16 protein-coding genes are annotated in these 26,015 nt (G+C 54.5%); 1 reads left to right on the forward strand and 15 read right to left on the reverse strand.

Features of this window, described 5'->3' with window-relative positions; all coding sequences use genetic code 11:
* Positions 1-37: 37 nt before the first annotated feature.
* Positions 38-1,381, reverse strand: coding sequence for an ABC transporter substrate-binding protein (locus tag ACFOLF_RS00645; RefSeq protein ID WP_210040915.1), 1,344 nt, complete (start codon positions 1,379-1,381; stop codon positions 38-40).
* 352 nt (positions 1,382-1,733) lie between these two features.
* Between ACFOLF_RS00645 and ACFOLF_RS00650 the strand changes: the two genes are divergently transcribed.
* Complete coding sequence (locus ACFOLF_RS00650; protein ID WP_210040913.1) at positions 1,734-2,819, forward strand: LacI family DNA-binding transcriptional regulator; 1,086 nt, start codon at positions 1,734-1,736, stop codon at positions 2,817-2,819.
* 228 nt (positions 2,820-3,047) lie between these two features.
* Here the strand turns inward: ACFOLF_RS00650 and ACFOLF_RS00655 are convergent, their stop codons facing one another.
* The 14 genes from ACFOLF_RS00655 to ACFOLF_RS00720 form a co-directional block, all read right to left on the reverse strand.
* A complete protein-coding gene (locus ACFOLF_RS00655; RefSeq protein ID WP_210040911.1) occupies positions 3,048-4,172 on the reverse strand; it encodes a glycoside hydrolase family 88 protein in 1,125 nt (374 codons plus the stop codon).
* Positions 4,156-6,492: a glycoside hydrolase family 95 protein gene (locus ACFOLF_RS00660; RefSeq protein WP_210040909.1), complete on the reverse strand. Its 2,337-nt coding sequence runs from the start codon at positions 6,490-6,492 to the stop codon at positions 4,156-4,158. Before ACFOLF_RS00660 ends, ACFOLF_RS00655 begins: the two co-directional genes overlap by 17 nt.
* A gap of 60 nt (positions 6,493-6,552) precedes the next feature.
* The gene (locus ACFOLF_RS00665; RefSeq protein ID WP_210040907.1) at positions 6,553-8,685 is read right to left on the reverse strand and encodes a TIM-barrel domain-containing protein; all 2,133 of its coding nucleotides are present in this window, start codon (positions 8,683-8,685) and stop codon (positions 6,553-6,555) included.
* Positions 8,686-8,709: 24 nt separating this feature from the next.
* Complete coding sequence (locus tag ACFOLF_RS00670; RefSeq protein ID WP_210040905.1) at positions 8,710-9,684, reverse strand: Gfo/Idh/MocA family protein; 975 nt, start codon at positions 9,682-9,684, stop codon at positions 8,710-8,712.
* Between the two features lie 4 nt (positions 9,685-9,688).
* Positions 9,689-10,729 (reverse strand): glycoside hydrolase family protein, encoded by a 1,041-nt coding sequence (locus ACFOLF_RS00675; RefSeq protein ID WP_210040902.1) that lies wholly within the window; start codon positions 10,727-10,729, stop codon positions 9,689-9,691.
* Positions 10,730-10,735: 6 nt separating this feature from the next.
* Positions 10,736-12,046, reverse strand: coding sequence for a glucuronate isomerase (locus ACFOLF_RS00680; RefSeq protein WP_379113815.1), 1,311 nt, complete (start codon positions 12,044-12,046; stop codon positions 10,736-10,738).
* Between the two features lie 92 nt (positions 12,047-12,138).
* A complete protein-coding gene (locus ACFOLF_RS00685; RefSeq protein ID WP_210040900.1) occupies positions 12,139-13,986 on the reverse strand; it encodes a sensor histidine kinase in 1,848 nt (615 codons plus the stop codon).
* The gene (locus tag ACFOLF_RS00690; protein WP_210040898.1) at positions 13,983-15,002 is read right to left on the reverse strand and encodes a response regulator transcription factor; all 1,020 of its coding nucleotides are present in this window, start codon (positions 15,000-15,002) and stop codon (positions 13,983-13,985) included. Before ACFOLF_RS00690 ends, ACFOLF_RS00685 begins: the two co-directional genes overlap by 4 nt.
* A 349-nt stretch (positions 15,003-15,351) precedes the next feature.
* Complete coding sequence (locus tag ACFOLF_RS00695; protein WP_210040896.1) at positions 15,352-16,950, reverse strand: extracellular solute-binding protein; 1,599 nt, start codon at positions 16,948-16,950, stop codon at positions 15,352-15,354.
* 83 nt (positions 16,951-17,033) lie between these two features.
* Positions 17,034-17,903, reverse strand: coding sequence for a carbohydrate ABC transporter permease (locus ACFOLF_RS00700; protein WP_210040894.1), 870 nt, complete (start codon positions 17,901-17,903; stop codon positions 17,034-17,036).
* A 29-nt stretch (positions 17,904-17,932) separates the two neighbouring features.
* Complete coding sequence (locus ACFOLF_RS00705; RefSeq protein ID WP_210040892.1) at positions 17,933-18,889, reverse strand: ABC transporter permease; 957 nt, start codon at positions 18,887-18,889, stop codon at positions 17,933-17,935.
* A 55-nt stretch (positions 18,890-18,944) separates the two neighbouring features.
* Positions 18,945-19,310, reverse strand: a complete 366-nt coding sequence (locus tag ACFOLF_RS00710; RefSeq protein WP_210040890.1) for a cupin domain-containing protein — start codon at positions 19,308-19,310, stop codon at positions 18,945-18,947.
* Between the two features lie 235 nt (positions 19,311-19,545).
* Entirely contained in the window at positions 19,546-22,113 is a 2,568-nt protein-coding gene (locus ACFOLF_RS00715) for a glycosyl hydrolase family 95 catalytic domain-containing protein (RefSeq protein WP_210040888.1), read from the reverse strand.
* Positions 22,114-22,316: 203 nt separating this feature from the next.
* Positions 22,317-26,015, reverse strand: a complete 3,699-nt coding sequence (locus ACFOLF_RS00720; RefSeq protein ID WP_210040886.1) for an OmpL47-type beta-barrel domain-containing protein — start codon at positions 26,013-26,015, stop codon at positions 22,317-22,319.

Here is a 26,015-nt window from a genome sequence, read left to right on the forward strand (position 1 = left end):
AGCCTCCCTTGCTGCGATTTTCCCGGCTATGGCTCCCTTATTTCAGGGCGCTCTCTATAGCCTTTTTCATATTGGCCCATCCTGCGTCGGGAGTAATGCCCCCTTTGACAACCTTGTTAAACGCCTGTTCCCCGATAATCGTCTGCAGATCATTGTACTTTGCGTTGTCCATGGGTGGAATCGCGTTGGGTACATTTTCAGCATAGGGCTTCAACTCCGGATGCTGGTCCAAAATCGATGTGAAGGCCTCGTTGCTTGTCAGATCGTCGCGTGCCGGAGGCAGCATCGTTTGCTCGAACCAGGCCGCATCATTCTTCGCGTCCGAATACACCCACTTGATGAAATCGACGGCCGCCGCCTGCTGCTCCTTCGTGGCGGAGGCGTAGATGACAAGCCCCTTCGTGTCGGCAAATGTCTTGCTGTCCGCCGGGTCGACATCATCCGGTACCGGCGGCATCGTCAGCGTATAGTTGACATTGTATTTCAGCTCCGGATATTTCTCCGCCCAGGTTGTGAAGGTCCATGGTCCCACATCGACGAACGTACCAACACCGTTCTCGAACGGATCCGTTACCTGGCGGGCCAGCAGCCCGTTCTCTTTTCGTAGACTATCGACAAAGGTCAATACATCCAGACCTGCTTTATCAACGCCTGTAAACTTGTCGCCTTCAATGAATTTATTGCCGTTCGAGGCGGCGTCATACAGCATATAAAAGTCAAACCAGCGTTTCCAGGCCGTCGGATCGGCCAGATCGGCCTTCGCCCACAGAAACTTCTTGTCCCCGTATTTGGCTTTCAGCTTCTTGGTCAGCTCCAGAATCTCGCTGTATGTCTTCGGAGGCTCGCTGTAGCCGAGCTCCTTCAGCGTGTCCAGACGCCATCCGAACAGCATCGCATTGGAGTAGATGGGCAGCACATATTGATGGCTGTCAGCAAATCTCCACGGCTCAATCGTATTAGTCATACTGCGGCTTTTCACGATATCCTGAAAGCCGTCCAGTGTATCAAGAGGTACGAGCGCTTTACTGTCTGACAGCTGCGCCGCAAAGCCCCGGTTAATGTTCTCCGACATTGTCGGCGCGCTTTTGGCAGCGATCGCTGCCTGGATGCCTGCTTCGGAAGTAGGTGATTCCTTCATCGCACTGACGTTAACCTTAACCTTTGAATTAACCGCCTCGTAATCCTTGGCCATTGTCTGCCAGAACGCCTGCTGCGTCGGATTCGGCGCAGCCCAGAATTCGATTGTTGTAACGCCGCCGGCGCTTGTGTTCGGGGCATTGTCGCCATTTTGTGTCGAGCTTTGTCCTGTCGAGCAGGCGGAGAGCACTCCTGCTGCCATGACAGCTGTCAGCAGCACCGAAATCATTTTCTTTTTCTTCATGATAAGCATGACCTCCAACTTGTATTGTAATCCCAATGAATCCGACAATCAGCTTTTTGTAACGTTACTTTGAAGCGAAATAATAGATTGTAAGCGCTAGCTTCCTCATTATGCTCCTTATTCTTATTTGATGTCAAGTGATCATTCAATAAAATCTACTAGATTTGCATTACAAAAATATTAGTTTATAATGTTTGTAACGTTACAGTAATAGAAAAGATGGTTGTAAGCCCTATCCCGTCAAGGATTACTTGACAATGATAAGGGAAACATTAAAAATGAAGACAGTCCCATGTTTCGGGTGATTTATAGGCCTGATCGTCTTCAAGCAATGACCGGAGGTTGAATGTTTATGAAAAATAAAGTGACGATGCAGGATATCGCCGACACGCTGAATGTATCCAAAAACTCCGTTTCCCAGGCACTCACGGGCAAGGATGGCGTCAGTGAGGAAACCCGCCGGTTGATTGCCGAAACGGCTGAACGTATGGGTTATGTATACGGCAATGGACGAAGGACCAGGATTGGCGAGACCCCAGGCTTCGGCACCATCGCCCTTATCGCTTCTGACTATGCCTTCTCGATGAAAAGCTTTTTTGGCGAAATCTATTTGAGTATTGAGAAAGAAGTAAAGAACCGCGGCTGCGAGCTGATTATCCAACCCATTGGCAGGGAGAATGCCCAGGCTCTCTATTTACCGCCTTTCTTACAGAAACAATCGGTTGATGGCGTTCTTATTCTTTCCCATATCACGACAAATTATATAAATGCTGTGATAGATACCGGTATCCCTACAGTGCTGATCGATCACCACGATCCCGACATTCAGGCCGACAGCATATTGACCAACAACCGTTTCGCCACTTATGAAGCGGTGCGGCATTTAGCGGAGCTGGGCCACCTTTACATCGGATTCATCGGAAATATCGATGTCTCACCCAGCTATTACGAGAGGTTGGAAGGCTTCCGGATGGCGGCTCGCCGGTTCGGCCTGGAGATAAGAGACGAATGGATGCTGACCGATGCTCTGGAGGAAAGCGGCTTTGTCTTAGAGAAGATGACAAGCTTGAAGCAGCAGCCAACCGCTTGGCTCTGTGTCAATGATGGACTTGGTTTCATGGTCAATTCCGCACTTCAGCAGCTGGGGTTGAAAGTGCCGGACGACGCCTCGGTTGTCAGCTTCGACAACGGCTACCTCTCGCGTCTGGCAACCCCGCAAATAACCACGGTCGATATCGACCTGCGCCTGTTCGGCGTATACGCAGTCGAGCAGTTATTCAAGCGCATTGCCCAGCCGGAGCAGCTTTGTAAGGAGACGCTCCTGCCGACAAAACTGCTCGTGCGGGACTCGTCAGCCCCGCCGAAGACTGCCGATAGAGCCGAAGCAGCGGATGAATCCATAGAAGCCGGAGTTGCGGATGATAGGAGCCGGCCTTGAGAAATTACAGGCTAAATGAGAGTGGATAAACCCCGAAAAAAGATTAGGAGCGCCCCCTTTGGAATAGACATTGGTTAACCCCCAGGGACCCCGATGAGTGTAGTCCAAACCCCTTTTAACGGACATTGGAAAAACACCCAGGCAGCAGCAAACTACTGACGCCGGTCATGAGCCGGCGTCAGTTTGCATGTTCTCTGGGTGTTAATAATGGTTATAAAATTCCACTGGTTAGAATACCCGATTCCGCCATCCGAGCAGTTTGCAGATCGTCTCTACATAAAAATAATCCCCATAAATCAGCGAGACATTGACATTCTGATTGGCCGGCTTATTTCCAGTGCCTTCGCGCAGCAGCCCCTGATAGACAGGCTCATCCAAGGAAGAGTAATGCTGCGTTAGCGACTTCAGGATACTCTCAGCCGCTTGGCGGTAGATCCTGCCCTCTTCGGCGGACAGCAGGCCGGCGATTTCCAGCAATCCGGAGGCGGCGCAGCTGGCAGCTGAGGTATCCCTCGGCTGGCTCAGCGGGTCCGGCGTGCGGAAGTCCCAATGCGGCACATGATCCTCAGGCAGGCAGCTGAGAAAATAATGCGCTGCCCGCTGTGCGGCGCGAAGATAACGGATATCGCCCGTGTACCGGCAGGCTATGGCCATGCCGTATAGTGCCCATGCCTGGCCCCTGCTCCAGGAAGAATACGGCGCATACCCTTGACCGCCCAAATACTCGTCTACCTCACCGGACTCCGGATCGAAAGCCACGATATGATGGACAGAGCCGTCCTCGCGGATGAAATGCTTCAGCACGGTATCCGCGTGCGCGCAGGCGATCTGTCTGAACCGGGGATCGGCGATCTCCTCGGACGCCCAGAAGAGCAGGGATAAATTCATCATCGAATCGATAATGGCCCAGCCGGTTTTTTCCTGGTTCCAGGCGCGGAGAAACCTTCCGTTCAGATTAAAGCGTCCCGCGAGAAAGTTGGCAGCGGCCAATGCCCTCCTGCGGGCGTCTTCATCTCCGGTCAATTTATGCTTGATTACCGCTGTGGGCAGGAACTGAAAGCCGACGTCATGATGGAGATTATTGTCAGCAACGAAACATTGCTCAATCCGAGCGTCCCATCCCCAAGCCGTATGGCGGTACCGGTCATTTCCGGTCATGTCGTGCAATACCCACAGCATTCCCGGCCAGAAGCCGGATGTCCACCAATCCACCCGCATATCGTCATATACGCCTGCCGCCGATACATGCGGCGATTTATCGCCGATCTCATAAATCATCCGGTCTACCTTGCTTACGGCCTTATTCAGCCATAATGTCAATTGTTCCTGCTGTAAATTAACGGAATCCGTCATTCGAATCTCCTCCTTTTTGCCCTGCGCGGCCGATAACGCGGTAAGACTTGCCGGGTTCCAGCCGGAATCCCGCCAACTCGGAGCGGGACGCTTCGGCGATCTTTTCCTCTCCGGCGACAATAACGACCGGGACATTGCCACATCTCAGAAGGCAGTCGACTTGTTTCTTCGCCGTGATGCGCGCCTCCTTCAGCAGACCCTCCTCCCACTCGAGCTCGAAGGTTAGTCCCCCCCTCGCCCGCAGCCCTGTCACCTTCCCTCCGCTCCAGGCGGAAGGCAGCGCCGGAAGCAGGGCGATCTCCCCTCCATGCGACTGCAGCAGCATTTCGGTAATGCCGGCAGCGCCGCCAAAGTTGCCGTCGATCTGGAACGGCGGATGCGCGTCCAGCAGATTCGGATAGGTCGAGTGCGTAAGCAGCTGCTGAAGATGCGAATAGGCTTCATCCCCATCCTCAAGCCGTGCCCAGAAGTTTATGATCCATGCCCGGCTCCAGCCGGTATGCCCTCCGCCGTTTTCCAATCTGCGCACGATCGTCCGTCTCGCCGCTTCTGCGAGCTCCGGTGTCCGCCGCGCATGTATCCGTTCTCCGGGATGCAGAGCGAACAACTGCGAGATGTGACGATGCCCGGGATCGGCTTCGTCCCAATCCTCCAGCCACTCCATAATCTGCCCGTGCATGCCGATCTCTGGACGCGGCAGTTTGGCAAGGGCCTTCTCCAGCTCTTGACGGAACTCCTCTTCCCGCTCTAACGTCAGCAGCGCCTCGATGCAGGCGCTCCATAGGGCGTGAACAATCTGGCTATCAATCGACGGCCCCATGCACAGCGTGCCGGTTTCGCCGTTAGGTCGAACGAAACGGTTCTCCGGCGAGATTGACGGTCCGGATATCAAACGGCCGGAGTCATCTTCCGTCATGTAGTCGAGTAAAAACAAGGCCGCCTCCTTCATAATCGGATATGCTCGCCGCTCCAGGAACTCCTCGTCCAGACTATACCGGTAATGCTCCCACAGATGCAGGCACAGCCATGCAGCCCCCATCGGCCATATGGAGGAAGAGAGCAGAATACCTTCAATGTTTGTATCGCCCCAAAGATTCGTATTGTGATGGGCCACGAATCCGCGGCAGCCGTATACCTGACGGGCTGTTGCGCGGCCTGCGGGAAGCATGCTCTCAACAAGACCGAACAGCGGCTCATGGCATTCCGGCAGGCTTCCTGTCTCAGCCGGCCAGTAATTCATCTGCGTATTAATATTGATCGTATACTTCGACTCCCATGGAGGCGTGAAGCTGGCATTCCAGATGCCTTGCAGGTTGGCGGCAAGCGTGCCCGGCCGCGAGCACGACAGCAGCAAATATCGTCCGAATTGATAATACAGCGAGAATAACCCCGCGTCCTCCGCGCCTTCCTTCAGTTTCCGCAAGCGGACGTCGGTCGGAAGCTTCACGGCTTCCGCCTCCTGCGCAAGACCGCCTGATCCATGAAGCTCCAGATCTACTCTGCGGTAATAAACCGCATAATCGCTAATATGGCGTTCCCGAAGCGAGGCATAGGATAGTCGGCTTGCGGCTTGCAGCTGCTCCAGGGATGCCTGCTCCGGGTCGGAATGTCTGAATGACGTATTGGCGGCCAGCAGCAAGGTCACAGCGTCGGCTCCTTCGATCGAGAGGAAATCCCCGATAATCCGCACGCTTCCTCCTTCGGCAACCGCTTGTATAGCGGCGGCGAATCGCACGCCTCCGGGGCCGCTTTGTCCACTCATCATGATCGTACGTTCTCCCGCAGCCGTTGTCCCCTCATCGAAAGGACGCCGCATCAGGTTCACGCCGACCGTAATTGCTCCGGGCGTGTCAGCCGTCAGACGGACCGCCAGAACCTGATCGGCGGCGCTGCTGAAGTACTCTCTTTCATACATCGTATGATCCCGGACATAACGGACACGGGCAACGGCTTCTTCCAAACACAGCTCCCGCTCATACTCTTCGACGGGGCCTTCATGCTTTTGCATCCACAGCAGCATTTCGCCCAAGGGCTGATAGGGATGAAAGTACTTCGGGCTGGACATGAGCCCCATCCTGGCCAGATGCTCGGCCTCGGCCTGCCTGCCCTGCTGCAGCAGCCTCCGAATTTCCGGCATATAAGTCTGCGCGTCCGGATTATCCCCCCGGATTGGACCGCCGTACCAAAGCGAATCCTCGTTCAGCTGGATCGTCTCCTTCGCCACGCCGCCGAACACCATGCCGCCAATACGGCCGTTGCCAATAGGCAGCGCCTCCTCCCATTTGCTTGCGGGCGCTTCATACCACAGCCTGTGGTTCATTTTGTCGTTCTCCCTTCGGGTGCTGCTAGTTTTGTCGTACTCCCTTCCGGTGCGCCTTGGCTACTTGCCATGGAGATCAAGCCCCATCCTGGCAAAGCTCCAGCTCACGCTGCCATAAGAAGCCGGAAGCGCCGCCGGACCTGATAATTCGCCCTTATAGATGCCATCCTCCGACTTCGTCACGACTGCCTTCCACCAGCCGCAGGCACCGTGTTCATGATCCAGGGTTACCCCGTCGTCATCGTATAGCTCGCACTCCCCGGCGGCGGCGCCGAAATGAACAAATTCGAGAGGAGCCTGTTCGCCGGGACGAAGCGCATGCGGCAATGCGGCCGTCATCGGAATGACCGCTCCATCCCGCACGAATACCGGAATCGTCTCAATGCCCGCGCGGACCCGTATAATGCCTCCTCCTTCGTACCGTTCTCCAGTCTCGAAGCCGATCCATGAGCCTGCTGGCAGCAGAACCTCCCGCTCCTCTTCGCCCTCTACGAGCGGGGCGACAAGCAGCTGATCCCCGATCATGAATTGATCGTCCCATTGCGGAATGCTCCGCTTACCATATGCGCCGTCCGTTGTGTTCAACGTCATCTCAGCCGACCGCCGCTCCTCGGCGCGGACAAGCTCTTCCGGCGAGACGACGAACGGCATTGCCCGGAAGGGAGGAAGCCCCGTTTCCTTATAGCGGGCGAAGGCCGTGTATAGATAGGGCAGCAATCGCATTCGCAGCTTGATGTAGCGGCGAATGACCGGCTCCGCTTCCGGGAACGACCAAGGCTTTGTCCCGTCTCCCCAAGCGTTCAGCATCGCCAGAGGAGAGAAGCAGACGGTCTGCATCCTTCTGATCCAGTCCTCGGCGCTGCGTGCCCGGCGCACCTCCGGCGACCATAGAAGCCCGCTGAACGAAGAATTGCACAGCGCCCTAATGAAATGCTTATGCTCGTACAGATCCGAATAGAGCACATACGGAAGCGAAGAAGCCGCGGCATTGGATGCCCGCACCAGTCCGTAAGTTCTCCGATTGTCCGCGCGGTACAGGTCATTCGTCATCTTCTGAAACATCAGTCCGTACAGCTGTCTCATCTGCTCGCCGTCCAGCCCGGACGGGAAGCTCGCATGCTCGGGGAAAATCCAGGCGTTATTCGTCAGCTCGCTGCCGTCGCATTCGTCCAGCTTATAGCCGGATATGCCGATATCGATATGCTTCTCCTTATGCTGCTTTGCGTACAGCTCGCGGGCTTCGGGTAGCGAATAGTCGGGGACGAGTCCGCCCCATACCGAATAATCGCCGGATAATGGCTTGAGCGGCCCATAAAGCCCGCTCTCGGGCGATACATACGGATGCTCCCACAGGTTAACGCGGAAGCCGTTGTCCAACATCCCCCTTACGAAGCCCTCTGGATCCGGGAAGCGCTCCCGGTCCCATTCATATGTTGCCGGATAGCTGCGGGTGTGCCAGCCGGGCTCAAGACCGATCACGTCGCAAGGGTAATCCCGATGGCGGAACTCCAGGGCTTCCGCCATCGCCTCCTCCGCACTGAACAAGGCCGGCACGCGATGCCAGAACCCAAGACCCCACTTCGGCGGAAGAACGCCTCCGCCGCAGAAGAGATTGTACCGGCTTACCGCATCGGCGAGCGCAGGACCGCTGAAGACATAGACGTCGGCGCCTTCCTCAGGCAGGCGGATCTCTGCCCTTGACGAAGGAGGCGTCGCCTTCCAGCCTGCGTCGCGATTGCGATCCCGCACATCTGCCTGGCATGTCTCATCCAGGCGCACGGCCGATCCGAGATGCATCGTAATCGCGCGCGCCGAATCAATGAGCACGCCATATCCGCGGTCGCTGACATAGAAAGGAACCGGCGCGTGCGTCTCGCCGGTATCCTGCTTCGGATCGCTGTTTACGCGGAGATACCGGGTCCTTCCCCGCTGGTTCATGCGCATGAACTGCAACCCCGTACCGTGAAGCTTCTCGTCGGCCGTCAGCGGCAGCACGAGCAGGCGCCTTCCTCCTCCCGCCGCTTCCACGCGAATGTCATTCCACTGGAAGGGCGGAGCGGCCTGCGCCATTCGTTCCAATGCTTTCATCCGCGGAACAGCGCCAACCAGGGCCAGCGGCGAAAGCGCCTGCGAATCTCCAATTCTGGTGCGCCATACACCGGGCGCTGCTTCCGTCCATGTCAATGTCGTCATCAGCTGCTCCTTTCATCTTGAACATTATGTGACTTTACCCAAGTCCGGCAGTTCGACGGGCATTCTCCCACCTGACTCACCAGACAGATTCGTATAATGCACCAGCGCCTGCGTCAGCAGGTAGTCGCTGCCGCTCGATTCGGCCTCGCGTCCCGTCTCAAGCGATATCAGGAAATCGGTCAGCGTATCCCGTTCAATCACATCGGCGCAGCTTGGGATCAATCGTTCACCGTCATCATCATATAAACGTATTTCCTTTCCCGTCAATACCATCGCGCCGCGCGTGCCTTCGATACGCCAATCTCCGCTCCATTGCGTCTGCGGACCTCTTGACGCAATCGTCGCGGCATAGCCGGCGATTATGCCGCCATCCATCTCTATTATCGCGTTTGCGCTTTGAACTGCCCCTTCCTCTTCCCAGCCGCCAGGCGGATTATACAGCTTCGCCTGAACAGCCCTGCCTTCTTGTCCGGTCAAATAACGCAGCATATCGAAGTGATGGACGCCGATATCGTCCAGAATCCGCACCGCATACTTTCGCTGGACCCGATGGTAGCGGCGGAACGAAATGTCTATCGACGAGATTGCGCCTATTGAGTCCTCATCGAGCAATTGCTTCATCTTGCGGACATAGGGAAAACGCCGGTAATTCTCGGCGATCATGAATGGGATGTTCTCCTTCGCCGCCCTTGCCACAATCCCGATTGATTCCGGATAATCGAACGAAATCGGCTTCTCGCAGAGAACGGGAAGCCCTCTGTCGAACGCCGCATGGTTGACCTGCGTATGCGAGGCTGGCGACGTTACGTTAACGAGGAAGCCCGCCTCCTCATGCGCGAGCGCCTCCTCCAAAGAAGTATAGAACGGAAAAGAGTCGCCATCCATCTTGTCCTTCATCGCCGGATCCGCCTCAACGACGGCCGCGAGCAGTCCTCTGTCCCTCAGCCTTTTGTACCAGCTGTAACCCGCGCTCCCAAGGCCAACCAGTATCGCCTTCATCGCATTATTTTCCTCCCGTCTGTTCCAAAGGAATGACCATATTCCATGTATGGGCGGCATTGCGGAAGCCTCCCGGCCCATCTGCTGCCGCCATGAAGAGATGCGTCGGCTTCCCGTCCTGGAACAGCAGAAATGGCCGTTCGAGGCTTCCCATCGTCTGCACCGTTCCATCATCCCAGAGGATGGTGCGCGAGTAAGCCTGCGGTTCGTCGGCAAGCTCCCAATGCAGGCCGTCCCTGGAGACGGCCTGAATGCCGCCGTGCTTCTCCCCGCCAAGCGTCCCGTCCATGTCCTTGGCGATCAGCGCATATCCTACCCCCATCCTCCAGATGAATGGATCCTCGATATGGAACAGCTCCGGCGGGAAGACCGGCTCCTCCGTCATCACCCGGTACGGCCCGTCCCAATGCTCCGCGGCGGCGGCTCCGATCGTCATCCTGCCATAATCGCAGCCTTCGTAACGGCGGGCTTTGTAGATTAGCAGGACGGAGCCGTCATGATCCACGCAAGGAGCCGGATTCGACGTCAAATAGCTGTCGAATCGGCCCGGGCGGACCGGCAGCAGCGGCGCATCGCGCCTCTTCCATGGACCGAAGACGCTGTCTGCGACCGCAAGTCCGACGCGCTTATTCGAGCGGGCGACGATACAGCGCGCATCCTCGAGATTGAGGCCGCCGCCAGGAGACGTCTCTGGCAGCGGATGCGTAGAGCCCATATAATAAAGCAGATAGATGCCGTTATGCTTGACGATATGCGGATTATGCGTGCTGCGTCCGTCCCAGTACTCGGCTCCCCTGGCCGGGAGCACGACCTCCTGGAAGATATAAGGTCCCTCCGGCGTATCGGATACCGCTCTTACGATTTCCGATGCTACCAGCCATCCCGGATGCATAGGCAGGCTCTTCGGCCATCTTGAGGCGAACATATGGAAGCGGCCGTCCTCTCCCTGAATGACGGAGCCGCACCAGACCCAGTAGCCTTCCATCCGGAAACCGCCGTTCCTCGGCGCCGGCAGCAACTTTCCCACTAAACCGCTTGCTTTCATCGCTGCTCACCCCTTTATTGTTTGGCGTACTTCCTCTACTCCGTATCGCTTAACCGCACTTCCGTACAGCCATTGCTGCGCAGTATGCAGAGCCGTCTCCCGGTCGATCCAGCCTGATTCGAGCCGTTCCCACAGAAATTCCGCCGCCAGCTTCTTTACGAGCAGAATCTTGCCGTAGCTCCATTCCATGCACCGGGCATCGGATACGATGACGGAGCTTTTGCTCGCAGGCAGCGCCTCCAGCCGGTACTGCATGCTGTTCCGGTAGGTGCTTGCACGGAAGTTGAACCACCACATACCCCCGATATGGACGTTCGGAAAGTTCCAGGCGGCCTGTACCGCATCGAGATTATTTAATTCCGAGGCGAGCACAAGCTCGAATTCGCAGGCGTAATTCTCGAATAAAGCCGTCAGCTTCAGAATCCGCTCCGTGTCGTTCGCCGGGAAGGCGGTCCCGCACCACGAGCGCTCTACGCCCAGGAAGAACTGGATAAGCAGTCTGTTTCTCTCTGCCGCGGCGCATATGCTATGGAGCAGCTCCATCATGATATCGCCAGGCGTGCTGTCCGGACCGATTATTTGGCGGAGATGCGCGCTTGATTCGTAACGCGGCAGCGTTGTCATAATGCCGGGCAAGCCGGCATCTCCATAACTGTTGAGAAGCAGGTCGGCTTCGTCCTTCACCTTCATGAATTCCTGGGCGGGATCCGCCGACTGGACAACCCGTTCGACCCACTGGCCGAGCGCCCCGTCAATCCTCGGTATGAGTACGGCATTCTCCCGCATACCCTCGAAGACGGCGTGCTCCGGACGATTCACGACGAATCGGCAGATGTTCATCCGGTCAGCCGTTCGCTGCGCCCAGCCCACGTCGGCGCAGGAGCGTTTAACCGCTCTGTCCGCTTCCCTGACCGAAGCGGCATCCCGAATTTCAATGCCATACAGCTCGCGCATAATTGAGGTGAATACCCAGTTCATCAGAGTGCTTCTCGTTGCCTTGTATGATTCCAGAAATGCAGCGATGCGCTCTTCTTCAGGAAGCTCCCCGGCATCTGCGGGATAGCCCCCTGCCTGAAGCTCCCGGAACAGCCAGAAGTAATGCGCAATTTCCCAGAAATCCCTCGCGCAGAGCCGGTCGCCTACCAAGTGGGTATGAGTATCGAACACCGGCAAAGTCATGATGCGTTCGAAAAAATCGGCTTTTTCGCCGCCATTGCCAATCATGCTCATTTGAACATCTCCTTCATTTGGCTCAAATTTGCCGCTTCCATTTCCCTTATCCGGCAGAGCCGCCTTGAGTTCCCTCAACTGCTTCATGCTCCCGATCCCGCCTCTAGCTTGAAACGCCTTCATGATACTCCGCTTGCCGCTTCTTGACATGTCATTTCTTCAGATCAAAATGTGTTTTCCTAAGCTGGCGCGGGACGTTCCGTCTTATTCCTTGTAACCTGGGAGCTCTTCGGCATCAGCATCGTGACCTTCATACCCTGCTGCTCCTCGCTCTCGATACGAAGACCAAACCGGTCGCCGAATACCATCTGGATTCGCCTGTGTACGTTAAGCACGCCGATTCCGCCCTTGTGGCCGGCGTTGCCCTGGTCTTCCTCATCCGCCAACCGGTTTGCACGAAGCTTCTGCCGCAGCCTTGCCAGACTCTCAGGCGGCATGCCGCAGCCATTGTCCTCTACGCTGACCCAGAAGACGCCGTTCTCCTCACCGCAATCAATGCGGATAAAGTGGTACTCCTCCACACCTTCGGGGAACGCATGCTGGAATACATTCTCCACGAGCGGCTGCAGGGTTAGGCGGACCATGGCGTGCAGCAGGTACTCGGGCCTGGCGGCGACTTCGATTTCGAACTCCCGGCCGATCCGGTGCTGCATGACCTTCATATAATACATGACATGCTTCAATTCGTTAGCCACCGTAATCTCCTCCAGATTAGTCTGAACGGAGTACCGCAGCATATAAGCCAGCGCTGTGACGATTTCGGTAATATCCTCGGAATCCTGCACCGCAGCATAACAAACGATCGTTTCAAGCGTGTTGTACATAAAATGCGGATTAATCTGCAGCTGCAGGGACTGGAACTCGGCCCGCTGACGTTCAAGCCGGATTTCCTGGTTGCTCAGCTCCACCTGTACAACCTTGTCCACGGCATCGGAAAGGCGCTTCACCATCAGATTGTACCGCAGAATGAGCTCTGCGACTTCGTCCCGATGCTTCGGCAGCGGTATCGGGGCCCAATTGCCCTTCTCCGTTTCCCGCATCCCCAGTTTCAGCTTCTGGATCGGCCTGGTGATCGATTTGCTGAAGCGGTACGCCAGCAGGATAGCGAGCAGCAATGTGAACATCCCGATGACGAGCGTCGAATTACGGATATTCGTAACCGGCTTTCTCACCTCGTCGACAGGCATGGAGACAATCAGCTTCCAGTGTGAATAGTCCGACGTTTCCGCCATATACATCCGCTTCTCTCCCTCGCTGTCGTCGAAGAACGCGGCATCCCCGGAATGTTCCAGCTTGGTGCGTACGGCATCCGGAAGTACCGTCCCTTCCTTCATCTCCTCCGGGTGATAAATGACGTTCCCGTTCGCGTCCGTAATGAACAGATAGCCGAATTTTCCAAGATCGACGCCTTTCCAGAGGGCTGAGAGATCTGCTGAGCGCAGCTCGATTGCAAGCAAACCGCTCAATTCGGGTGAACTGTATCCGCGGATGCGCCGGACGAGCGTTACCATCTGATTCTCCTGGCCCGTCAGAATGCTGTTCTTCAGGATGCTCAGCTGGCCGTGCGGACTTGTATTGCCCATAAAGTAATCCCGCTGCCGGCGGATCTCCTCCGGGGAGAACGACTGCTCGCTTACCTCGTTGAAATAGTAGACGGCGTTGCCTTTGTCGCTGATCAGGTAGATGGAAGCGATTTTCGGATTGCGGATGAACAGCGGGTCCGCGACGACCTCGCGTATCATTTTCCGGTAATTATAATAGTCGTATTCCTCCCTGTCGGTCGGCAAATCCATAAACTCCATCACGTAGCGGAATGTCAGCAAAGAAACCATGGACCGTTCGTAATCCTTCAAATACAGATCCGTATGATGTACCGCGTTGCGGACGATCTGCTGCATCTGTTTCTCGGCCAGCTCGTCAAGCTCGCGGGTGGAGGTCGTATAGGAGATGCCTACACCGCTCAGCGTAAGCCCGATTACGACAAGAAAATAGAAAGTCAGCTTTGCATAGAGGCTGCGGAATCTCATTTGATTCCCAGCGCCGCCCGGTATTCCGATGGCGTGATGCCGACGAGCTTCTTGAATGTCTTTGTAAAATGCGGATAATCGTCATAGCCCACTTCCAGCGCAATGTCGACGATGCGGAAATGCGGTACGGCCAGCAGTTCCTTGGAGCGGTCGATCCGCCTGTTGATCCGGTATTTTACGAACGTCTCGTTCGTCATCTTCTTGAATAATGAGCTGAAGTACGTCGGTGTCAGACCGACCAGCGCCGCCACTTGGTCGAGCGTGATTTCCTGCGACAGCTTGCTGTCGATATAACATTTTGCCTCTTCGATCATATCCCGGAAGTTGCCGCTGCGCATCGACGCAAGTCCGTCCCTGATATCGCGAAGTCCCGCTTCGAAGACTTCGATCGCATCCTTCACGGATCCGGTCTGCATGAAGGAGAGGTCTGTCCTGGGAGAGAACTCCCGGGCCTGCAGCCGTTTCAACAGCATCTCATAGCAGTCATGAAGCAGCTCCTTCAATTGGGCCAGCGACAGATTGGCTGACTGGCAGTACTCCCGCAGCCGGCCGCTCAGCTCATCCAATCCGTCCTTCTGGAGGGACCAAATCTGCTGCTCCATATGATCGATCCATTCCACGTAACGGGAAGGCGCGACATATCCGGCCGTCTGCTTCTTGAGCAAACGACCCAGCACCTCATGCACATCCACCCTTGTAATCGGTTTCAACAAATAATGCTTCACGCCGTAATCCACACACTTCTGCGCGTAGCTGAAGTCGTTGTATCCGGAGATTACAACCGTTTTGATATGGGGATAAGCCTCCTGCAGAATCCTGCACAGCTCCAGGCCGTCCAGCTTCGGCATACGGATATCCGTAAGCACGATATCGGGTTCCATCGCCCCTATTCTCTCGAGAGCGGCTTGCCCGTTCTCTGCAGTCGACACTTTGGCGAAGGCGGGCATGTATTGCTCCGCCATCCTGGAGATCCCTCTGCGGATGACGGGTTCATCGTCTACGATAAGCACATGCATGAACGTTCCTCCTGCTCGATAGTGGGTTATGCCTGCAACCTACATCTTACCGTGTAGAAGCGCTTTCATCAATGGACGAATAGAACTGCTGCCTTATCCTCATCATTGCGCATAATGAGCGATCCCGATAGGCTTAATTTCCGGTCTCCTGTGTTTTTTTACGATTTTACAGGCCAATCCGTATTCACAAGAAGAAGCGGCCGCGGCCCTCCTTGGCGGCAAAGTCAGTTTCTTCCCTTAAACCTTATAGAAATGTACCGGAGTGAAACTTATACATTCTATCAGGTTAACGAAAGAAAAGCTCGCCTCTATTCGGAGGAGAGCTTTTTCGTTTCAAGTTTCGGGGGACCTACTCTCTGTCGATCATGACAGCGCCCTGCTTGTTATTCCAGCGTTCCGTCGCTTCCTTGACAATCTCGTCGCCGCCCTTGGCTTTGTACTCCTCAACAACCTTCGGCCAGTCGGAGATGGGTTCCTTGCCGTAGATCATCCTGACCATATGGTCGATAACAAGCTTTGGTCCCACATCCGGCTGGGGAGCGGCCAGATCGGGATACTTGCTGAAGGTACTCAATTCCGGATAAAAACCGATTCCAGACAGACCTTCCTGGGACAACACATTATCGAAAGCGTCCAGTGTTGCCTGGCCGTCTTCATTAAGCTCCAGCCGCAGTTTATTGTATGTGGAGTCATGCACGGCCCACAGTGTACCGCTCCTCCAGCCCTCTTCCTCCTGCTGCTCCTTGGTCTCCGGGAATTTATAGCTCACAGCACCGCCCGCATCCTTCGTGTAGGTATCGCCTTCGACGCCGAACGTGAAGAACTCCTCTGCTTCCGGGGTGACCATCCAGTCGAAAAATTTCACGATCTCGGCGGCTCTTTCTTCCTCGACATTCTTGTTGATGTAGAACGTGCGGACAACCGGCGAATAGAAGAAGTAACCGCCCTTGCCCTCAGGTCCCTTCGGGGAAGGAATAATGTCGATCTGCGCATCCGGAACGGCTAGCTTCACATTCGCCCTGTAGCCCGGCATTCCGGCTGCGTTCTGCGACCAAATGCCCGGCTTGCCGGCATCAATGCTCTTCGTAAAATCAGTCGATGATATGGTGGCGAACTCCTTCGGAATCAGCCCCTCTTCATACATCGTCTTGTACACCTCAAGTGCCTTCTGCATATTCTCGCTGTCGAAAAACTTGGGGACCACCTGGCCATCGACCAGTTCGAACTGGTCTTTGTACGGCAGGACATCAAAGGCGCCAAGAACGATATCCGCATACTTGAAGTTCTCGCGCATTTGGTACGGCGTCTCGACTCCAAGCTTCTTGAAGGCGCGGAGCACGTTCAGAAATTCATCGACCGTCTTTGGCGCCTGCAGTCCGGTCTTCTCTAGCAGATCGGTGCGGATGTATGTGGCCCGGCGCGAGGGGCTCTTCAGAAATTCCGGAATGCCGTAGATCTTGCCTTCATAAGAAGCCGTCTCCCATGCGGCTTTCGGAATCAGCTTCATCAGATTTGGCGCGTACTTCTGCAGCAAGTCGTCCAGAGGCATGAAGATGCCGCTCTCGATCGAGCCAGACATCGACTTGCTGCCGGGGCCGCCTATGCTCCCGACCACGTCAGGAATGTCGTTGCTTGCAAACATGACGCCATATTTCGCGTCCTCCATCACCTTGATGTCCAGATCGGTGTTCGTTAATTCTTCCAGCTTCAGCACCCATTTGTCCTTGTTCAGATCCGGCACCCGGGTGTGATAGCCCGAGCTCACTGTCGTCGGCAGCAGGAAGGAGAACTTCGCCCGCTCCTTCTGGCCTTCCGCCGTCTGCTGATTTCCGCCGTTATCCGCCTGCTGATCTGCCGGCTGCTGCTCGGCCGGCTTGTTTGCCGAGCATCCCGCCATCAGGCTCGCTGCCAGCACCAGCGACAATCCCATACCTGTCCATTTCTTCATACGACAACCCTTCTTCCCTCATGATTTGTAAGCGTTTTAGTGTTGAGAGCTGCTTCTTCCGCGTAATGTCTGGTTGTTATACGTTACGACTTGATGGAGCCCACCAGCATGCCCTGAATGAAATGCTTCTGCAGGAATGGATAAACGAGCATGATCGGAAGCGTCGCGACGACGATGACCGCCATCTTGATGCCTTCCGGCGACAGCATGACGAGCAGCTCCGAGGTGACGTCCGATTGGCCGTATTGATCGGTAAAGACAATTTCGCGCAGGCGGACCTGCAGCGGGATCCACTGCCTGTCGCTGATATAGAACACCGCCTCCGCATACCGGTTCCAGTGTGCGACGGCATAGATGATCCCCATCGTCGCCAGCGCCGGCTTGGAAAGCGGAAGCACGATTTTCCAGAATATCCTGAACTCGCCGCAGCCGTCGATCTTCGCCGAATCGATGAGCTCCCCTGGCAGATTCATGAAGAATGAGCGCATGACAAACAGGTTGAACGCGCTGATCGCCATCGGTAGCATGAGTGCCCACAGCGTATCAAGAAGTCCCAGCTGCTTTACCAGCAGATAGTTCGGAATAAGCGGAGCACTGAACACCAATGTAATCAAAATAAGGATCAGCACGAACTTGCGGTACAGATACTCCGGCCGGGAAAGCGGATAAGCGAGGCTTGACGTCATGATCAGGTTGATAAGCGTACCGAATACGGTAATGATTACGCTATTGCGAAAGCCCAACCAGATGGACGGGTCCTGCAGAATGAGCTTATAACTGCCGAATGTGAAACCGACAGGCCAGAAGCTAACCTCTCCCGCGTTGATGGCGACCGAGTTGCTGAGCGACTGCGCGATAATATGAATCAGCGGAAGCACCATACTCAGGCCGATAGCGCCGAGAAATACGATATTGCATGCGTTGAATATTTTCTGGCCTCTCGTCATTATCATATCGATTTTCACCCCGTTTCTCCAATGCCTTAGTACAGCCCGTTGCCGGTTACCTTCTTGCTGAATATGTTGCCGATCATGATGAGCGCAAGTCCCACGATCGACTTGAACAAGCCGATGGCGGTCGTGTAGCTGTATTGACGGTCAACAAGACCCGCCCGATACACATAGGTATCAATAATTTCCCCATTCTCGCTGTTGAGCGGATTAAGGAACACGAATACCCGCTCGAAGCCGAAGTCCAGGAAGTTGCCGATTTGTAGCAGAAACAAGATCGCAATGGTCGGCAGAATAATGGGAACCGTTATGGAGGTTACCTGTCGCAGCCGGCTTGCGCCATCCACCTGCGCCGCTTCGTACAAGTCGGGATTGATGCCGGCGATCGCAGCCAGATAGATAATCGTTCCCCAGCCGCTATCCTTCCATATGCCCGAACTGATGAGGATCGTGCGGATATATGAATTTTCGCCCAAGAAGTAGATGGGCTCGACGCCAAACAGCGCCAGCAAATGGTTGACGATGCCGGTAGAGGGTGACAATACGCCAACCACGATCCCTCCGACAATAACCCATGAGAGAAAGTGCGGCATATAGACGACCGTCTGAACAATCCGCTTGTAGGCCATGATGCGCAGCTCATTGAGCAGAAGCGCCAGAATGATCGGCACCGGGAAAGCAAAACATAAATCATAGATACCGATCAGAATGGTGTTCTTCAATATCGGGACAAACTCCGCATATTCGATCATTCTCTTGAAATTATCAAGCCCCACCCACGGACTGCCCTTGATGCCTTTAAAGATGTTGTACTCCTGAAACGCGATAGCCGATCCGAACATCGGAATGTACCGGAAGATCAAAAAAAAGATAATGCCCGGAATCGACAAGACGTAAAGCGGCCAATACTTCCGCATAAACTTCAACTTGTGGCCTGACGTCGCGAACTGATACATCATCCGGTCGGAACTCTCCACCTTGCCTGCCATGCTCTCCTCCCCTTTCCACGCTCGTCATCAAAAACGGTAAATAAGCGCACATCCTCTACGATTGTTTATGGTGACGGTGCGGACCGGCGTGGCACCAGAGCGTGACGATCGGATTCTCGGCGTCCGAGCAAAGATGATGATTCTCGCCAGGCTCGACGATGACGATATCGCCCGCTCTGACGGGATGATGCTCGCCGTTGATCTCCATCGTTCCAATCCCCTGCAGAATAAGGAATGCTTCCCGGTCGTCATGGACGTGAAAATCTCTGCCGTCCGGACCGTCGTTCGTATGGCTGCGCTCGCTTCGCCCGGCGAAAGCGAGCCCGCCGGAAGAGAGATAGGCGCCGGGCAGCAATTCCCCGAACACATGCCCCTTCTGCTCCGGGTTCAACCGCATCTCTTCTATTCGAGTACGGATCATGACGCCGCCCCTTCCCTGTGATTGTTCTCATTGGCTTCGCGGGTATACACAATCTGTATCCCGCTCAACTTGCCATTAGCAGCCCTCATGAGATTCCTCCCCTTCACCTCACCATTATAGAATTCGGACATCAGTCCCGGTATGGCAAAACTTTGGTTGGGTTGTTGTTTTTTATTGTCGCTCCCGTAAAATAATCCTGCCGGCCAATCCATTTTCGTCAGAATAGTTGTTCATCTCAACTCGAAAAAGGGATAAGTTCAATATCTTCGCCTTTCTGCGTATCGAACTCCAGCAAAGAGCCTTTTAGTGCTCTATTCTTGCCATCCGCTTTGCGCAATGACACCTCAGTCTCGCCCCAGGGATTCCTTATTCTGCATGATCCTCCCAGCGTTGAGTTGATTTTGACAAATGGAATACTTCCCGAGCGAATGGCGGAGGTGACATTGAATCCGCCATGGCACCATAGGGATATCTCTGCATTCCAGTCAGCCGGACACGCAGGGAAGACGCAAATGACGGATGCTTTGCCTGGACCCGGAGGCCCGCTTTGGCAAAGCGCTGCCTGCAGTGCAGAGGCGGCATTGCCTAAACGCTGCACGCTCATACAGTTGACTCCCTCTCTGACTGTCAGCCTGTTTTCAAAAAATTTCACTCTTCCCGTGTCAGCGAAATAACAATATTCCCGTTCCGCATTCACGCATTCCAATTGTGCCAATACGGCCTGCTTGAACGGTTCCGCGAGTCCCATGTGGGCATGCACACGCGCCGTACTCGACATTTCGGATGCTGCACGGCTCCAGTCATGGTCAAGCATTGCTTCCTGGTACCTGATCGTGGCCATGGTCGTTTCGAACATTTCCGGATTGTCATATGCCGTTTCCAGCGAGCACAGGCTGCCAAACCTCCCCGGCTTCAAATCGACATTGCTCTTGTTATCCAAAACAGGGCCGAGAGCGCCCACCCACACTGCGGGCTCATTTTCCGGAGTTCTCAACACGGCATCGGGATGATCGCTTCGCGGCAGCGGGGCAAGATTATCGTAAAGCTCCTGCCACACAGGCCGGATATCTTCATCCGCTTCCAATATTTCCGAAGCCTTCAGGACAATCGGGAAAATGGTGTGCATGCCCGCCATCGAATCCATTGTATTTTTGCCGCCGTAATATTTTTCGTCGCTGGTTGTTTGGTAAATGTGATAGCGGCCGTCCTCATCCTTTTTCAGATTCGGGAAATGGCGGAAAAACTCGGCGACTCCCTTCATAATCGGATATGCCCGTTCCCGCAGCCATGCTTCGTCCTTGGTGTACTCATAGTACATCCAGAAATGACAGGCAATCCCGACCTGGGATGCGAACATATGCGTCGTGAAGCCGAATGACCCGAAGCCTCTCTCTACATACACTAGTTTGCCGTCCACGTATTTTTCGTGATACTTCCAATTCCATCTGCTTTCATGCGGACGCTTGGAGAAAGCGAAATCGCGGAAACGGTCGGACATTTGATCCCACGGCTTGCGTACCAGATATAAATCTCTCATTTCCGCCGCGATATCCTCCGGCAGCTTCTCCATTCCGTCAAACGTCACAACCTCGGGTATGAAGATACCCTGACTTCCCCATTGCTGTCTGGCAGCTTCAGCACAAGATTCGTACATGGACGAGTACATGCTGAAATACGGATGAAACAGCTCATGATGACCGGACGGAAGCACAGCGTTATAGTACAGGCTCATGTTATTCCACCAGTGCATGGCTCCCCAGTGTCTGAGATCTCCCCGGGGACTTAGCAGCATGCCTCCGAAGTTAGGCGGGAACTGCCCTCCCCTGGAGCTTGACGCCATCAGGTACAAATAATACGTGTAATGAAGCTCCACAAACTCGGCGGTCCCATCTTCGCTGCTTAAGCGGATATAGGATTTTTCCCAAAACTGATTCCACCAGGACTTGTGCTCCTGTAGCAGGAGGTCGAATCCCGCTGCTGCTGCCTGCTCTACGATGTTGGCAGCGGCAGCGGCAATATCTTCATTTTCGTCAAAACTGGATGCGCTTCCTATAAAAACATCGAATATCCCCTGACCCGGCTTCACGCACAAACGCATCTCGGTTTCATTCGGCTGACCGATCACTTTGCTCTCCCTGAAGCTGCCTACTGGCGCCCGTCCGCCAAGCTCATCATTCATTCTCGCTTTGGACTCCCGTCCGGAAATTCCGATAGCGACGGCTGAGCTGCAGTAATAGCTGCCCTCCCTGAATTCCTGTGTTAATACAATCATCCCGCCGCGCATGCTTAAACGCGATACAGCCGAATGATTCTTGCTTACGACCTCCGCAGGTCGGAGCATCTTCAATTTAATGTTGATCACCTGGGGATCCTCTCTATCGTCCTGCACTCTGACTGCGAAAACATCCTGATTGGCCGAAGCAAATGCCTCTGCTTGCACCCCATCGCCCGAGACCAACGCCGTCCCGTCAAATAAGCTTAAATGCTGCTTTATTCCGCCGTCATGAAAGACGTCCTCGCCATAATCGACAAAATCGATATCGACAAAGCCGCATGCATACGCATAATCCGAATGTCTCTCGTTGAAGCTGTTCGTGCTGCAGTCATTTGCAAATACATCAACCCGGTTGATCTGAAATTTAATAGCGGAAGGGGAAGTCCACAGCAAGCTGCCCATTCTCCCGTTGCCCAGCGGCAGTCCGCCTTCACTTCGTTTGACCGTATGCTCATAGCGCAGATCCGCACGCGACACAAGCCCGGCATAATCCATTTTTGAATCGGCAGCCGTGTTTCCATGATCCATCAGAAGCTCTCCTCCCAAGACTGTTGATTTAATAATTGTATAGACAATACCGCTTCCAGGGATGTTGAAATTTATGATAAAACTTGTTTTTTTTATTATTTGCGGTCTCTCATCCAGAGGAGGGCAGCACAGCAAAACAACCCTATGAAGCACTCACTCGCATAGGGTTGTTTGGTTTGGTTAAATAATTTCCAGGCTGTTCTTTATTTTCCGGACCAGGCTTTGATCAAGGCGGCCGCATCAGCCTTGAGGACGGACTTCGCGGCTTTGGAGATTTTATCCGCCACCAGTTTGTTATCCAGATGCTTCAGGAAATCCTGCATATGCTTGACCGCTTTGCCTCTGTCGCCTTTGTCCAATTGATGCTGCGCCTGCTTCAGGCTGCTGCGCAGCTGGTCAACCAGCGGTTTCTTCAATTCGCCTGCCTTGACATAACGGTCAATCAAGCTGGATATCCCTTCAAGGGTGGCTTTAATTGTAAAGCGGACAGACTCATCCGTCGTATTGCCCGCCAGGTCGGTGATGACGATCTTCAGGGTATGCAGGCCAAGCTTGCCGGCCAAATCTACGGAAGCGCCGTTCTTCAAATGCATTCCGTCCAGGATGATTTCCTGGTTCGCTATGCCGGAGAGCGCATCGCTTGCGTTCAACTGGAGCGCAATCGGACGGGCGTCGGAGAAGACAGCGCCTCCAGCAAGCGGTTTACCGTTAGCCGCAAGCTCAAAAACAGGCCTCGTCTTGTCAATACGGACGGTAAGCTCCTTCGCTTGCTCGATGTTGCCTGCAGAGTCAATTGAGCGGAACTGGATCCGGTATACACCGTCATTCGTGAAGGTAACCGGTCCGGTATAGGTTTCCCACTCCGCAGCATCATCCGATTTATATTCCGTTCTCGCTATGCCGGAGAGATCGTCATGAGCCGTCAATGCGGCAGAGGCAGCCGTGTTCAGCCAGCCATTCCGCGGAGCTGGTTCGATCTTCGCTTCTGTCTCCGGCGAAGCCGTGTCCTTCAATTCTTCCGGAAAGGCCGGAGCCGAAATCATAAACTTGCGGGAGTACGGATCTGTTCCCTTCGACCTTACGGCGACTTTGGATATATCGGTCATGCCGCCCGGCAGCGTATAGCTTGCTGCGCCCGCCGGTAATTCGGTAAGTACCGCTGTGCCATCATAAACAATGTAGCCCTCGCTTGAATGATTGGAATCCCACTTCAGAGTTTTTACCGGACCGCTGGCTTCAACCATCAGATTCTGCGGAGGAGTCGGCGCATTGAAAACCTGAACCTGCGTAAGGCGCGGAGGCCCTGTCAGATCCGTGCCTGTATTGCCGCCGGATGCGTTCTCAACCGTTACTTTGACATATCTTGAATGATAGGTCTTGCCTAGATCTATCGGATGCGAGCTATCTTCTGAATCGGTACCGCCATTATCGTTTCCGGTCGCATACGTAAAGCCTTGGTCTGTTCGTTTATCCACTTGTTTAAATGTCACTTCGTCAAAATCGGCTGCCGATGTATGGTTTCCGAAATCATCGGATACATAAACGGTTACGCCTTTTAGCCGGGTGGACTTCGCAAACAGCCTTATTTGGCTGAAATCCATTGCCTGGCCAAGGTCCAGTACGAAGCTGCCTTTCCTCTCTCCGTCCGTACCCAGCCAGGAATACTGCCCAATTTGATCCAGACTGGTAACGTTCGTTACATTCCATTTTGTCGGATCCTCCAGCACGCCGCTCGTCAGTTTGTTCGCATTGCCGAATTCATTCACCGCAGCGGATTGCAGCTGAATCGGGTTGGCGCCTTCTGTCCTACCTGCGTTATACGCTTTTTTATGAAGGGCCAGATTTACGGACGATATTCCGGTCGCCACCTTGCTTATGGTGATGTCGGCAAGTTGAAGCCTGGCGTCATATGCGGAATTGGTGCCGCCCGCAGAACTGCGGTAAATGCCCCACTTGGGGCGCAGGTATTGATCGAAAACAGCGGGATACTCTGTCTCGAAGCCGCCGCTTCTTTCCGGTCTTCTCCACAGGTCCTTGACACCGTCGCTTGCGCCTTGATTGGAGAACATCTGATAAACATCCGGGCTGTCAAACGTGTATACCTTGCCGGTTACCATATCCGTGATCCTGATGGTGAGCCAGCCGGAATCCGAAATAAGCGCGTTAAGCTCTACCTTGATCCAGTGGCCGTCGATTTCCTTTAACGGAATTCTCATCAAGTTCTTATCCCCGTCATACCGGTTATGATTGACAACAAGATCTCTGCTGGTTGTTCCGGAAATGGACATCGCAATGATATATGCGCCGTTTTCACCGCCGCTGTTGCCCCCAGGCAGTGTATCTGCCCCTTGTGCATTCACAGCCTTCAACTGAAAGATATGCCTGAAGTTCGGCTGATTCCACTGGTCGCCGTCCGGTATATTCCAGAGCCATTCGTAGGAAACCTGGTCGCCCTCGTAGGCTGTAAAGTCGCCGGTTGAGTCCTCGCTTGGGCGAATTTCGATTCTTTGCCTGTCCGTAATGGCCGCCCCGCCAACCACGTAGCCCAAATTCCGGTCAAAAACCCCCTTGTGGCCGTACTCGCCGTCGCGAACCTTATCCATGAATTCATTATTCAAGCCTCTGCCGTTGGCAGTGATCTCGAATACATCCTTCTGCAGTGTGCTGTCCCAAACGCTCTTGATATGGTCGTCGGCCGCAGCCGCCTGGGGCTGATCGCCGTAAAACTCGTGGTACGCGTCTCTTATCCGTTTAGTCACGCCTTCTACCGGTTCATCGGTACCCATTGCGCCGCCCAGGATGTTATAAGGAGATACGCCTTCAATGGCATTCATCCTGATTGTCTTGTCATTCCCGCCATAGCCGCGTGCCGTCACGTCCAGTGCAAATATGGACGGGTCGCCGCTGTTGAAACGAAGCATAAATTCGTTTGTGCCCAGAGGCAGCTTGGCAAGGTATGCAGGTGCAAATGTAACCGTATTTCCTGATAGCGAGTAATCTAAATCCGGACGAAGCGCAGCAGCGCCTTTGCTAATGCCCGCGAGCGTCTGCCCGCTGGCAAGGCTTATATCCACCGATACAGGCTCGGCTTGATCCCAGGTGCTGTAGGTACCCTTGGCCGGCGCCAGTTCAGTCGCGTTGGATACCGGATCTTTGCCGTAAACAGCCAATCCGGACAAGCCCATCATGGAATGGTTATCATCCGCTCGCCTGTCGCCGGGGCCGACCAGAATCATGTTTATCATCACGTACCGGGCTGTAAACGGATACAGGAACGTCTTGGTATCATAACCCCATTGTTGGCCGTTGTACGTTACATAAGACCACAAGCCTTCCGTTTCCGTACCTCCGGCCAGTGTCCAGCCGTTCGACTTCCAGTCGTAATCGGATGCCGAATCGGATGCCGCAGGCGCAGTTGCCCAGGAATTGGAATCATTGGAGTAATAGATCTCGAATCTTCTCGCATTGCTTTGGATATTCGAGATCGTGTTGGGTATTTCGAGGTACAGCTTATCAATTGTTTTTGGAGCGCCCAAATCAAGGGATAATGCCAATGATGATGGAGAAAAGCCGCTCATATATACATTCGGGCTTGAATTGCGCCAATATCCGCTGCCGCCCGACCGTAAGGCGTCTACACCCGGATGATCGGGCGCTTCCGAGCTTGCCTTGAGATTCACGCCTGCCTGCGGCGAGAAACGGGTTGGGTCCAGCAGATTGACAGAACCTGCTGCTGCTGGAGGATAAACCGTATCCGTTACTGCCGGCTTCCATGACTCATCGCCAGTCGAAACGGCATGAACGGTTGGCACAGGAAGAGCGGATAGACCGACAAGTGAAAGTAAAAGCGCTGCTATAAGAACTGTGCTGAATGCCTTTTTTAGAACCTGCTGCTTGATCAT

Origin of the sequence: Paenibacillus sepulcri (genome assembly GCF_042647105.1) — a bacterium.
GTDB classification, from domain to species: Bacteria; Bacillota; Bacilli; order Paenibacillales; family Paenibacillaceae; genus Paenibacillus_Z; species Paenibacillus_Z sepulcri.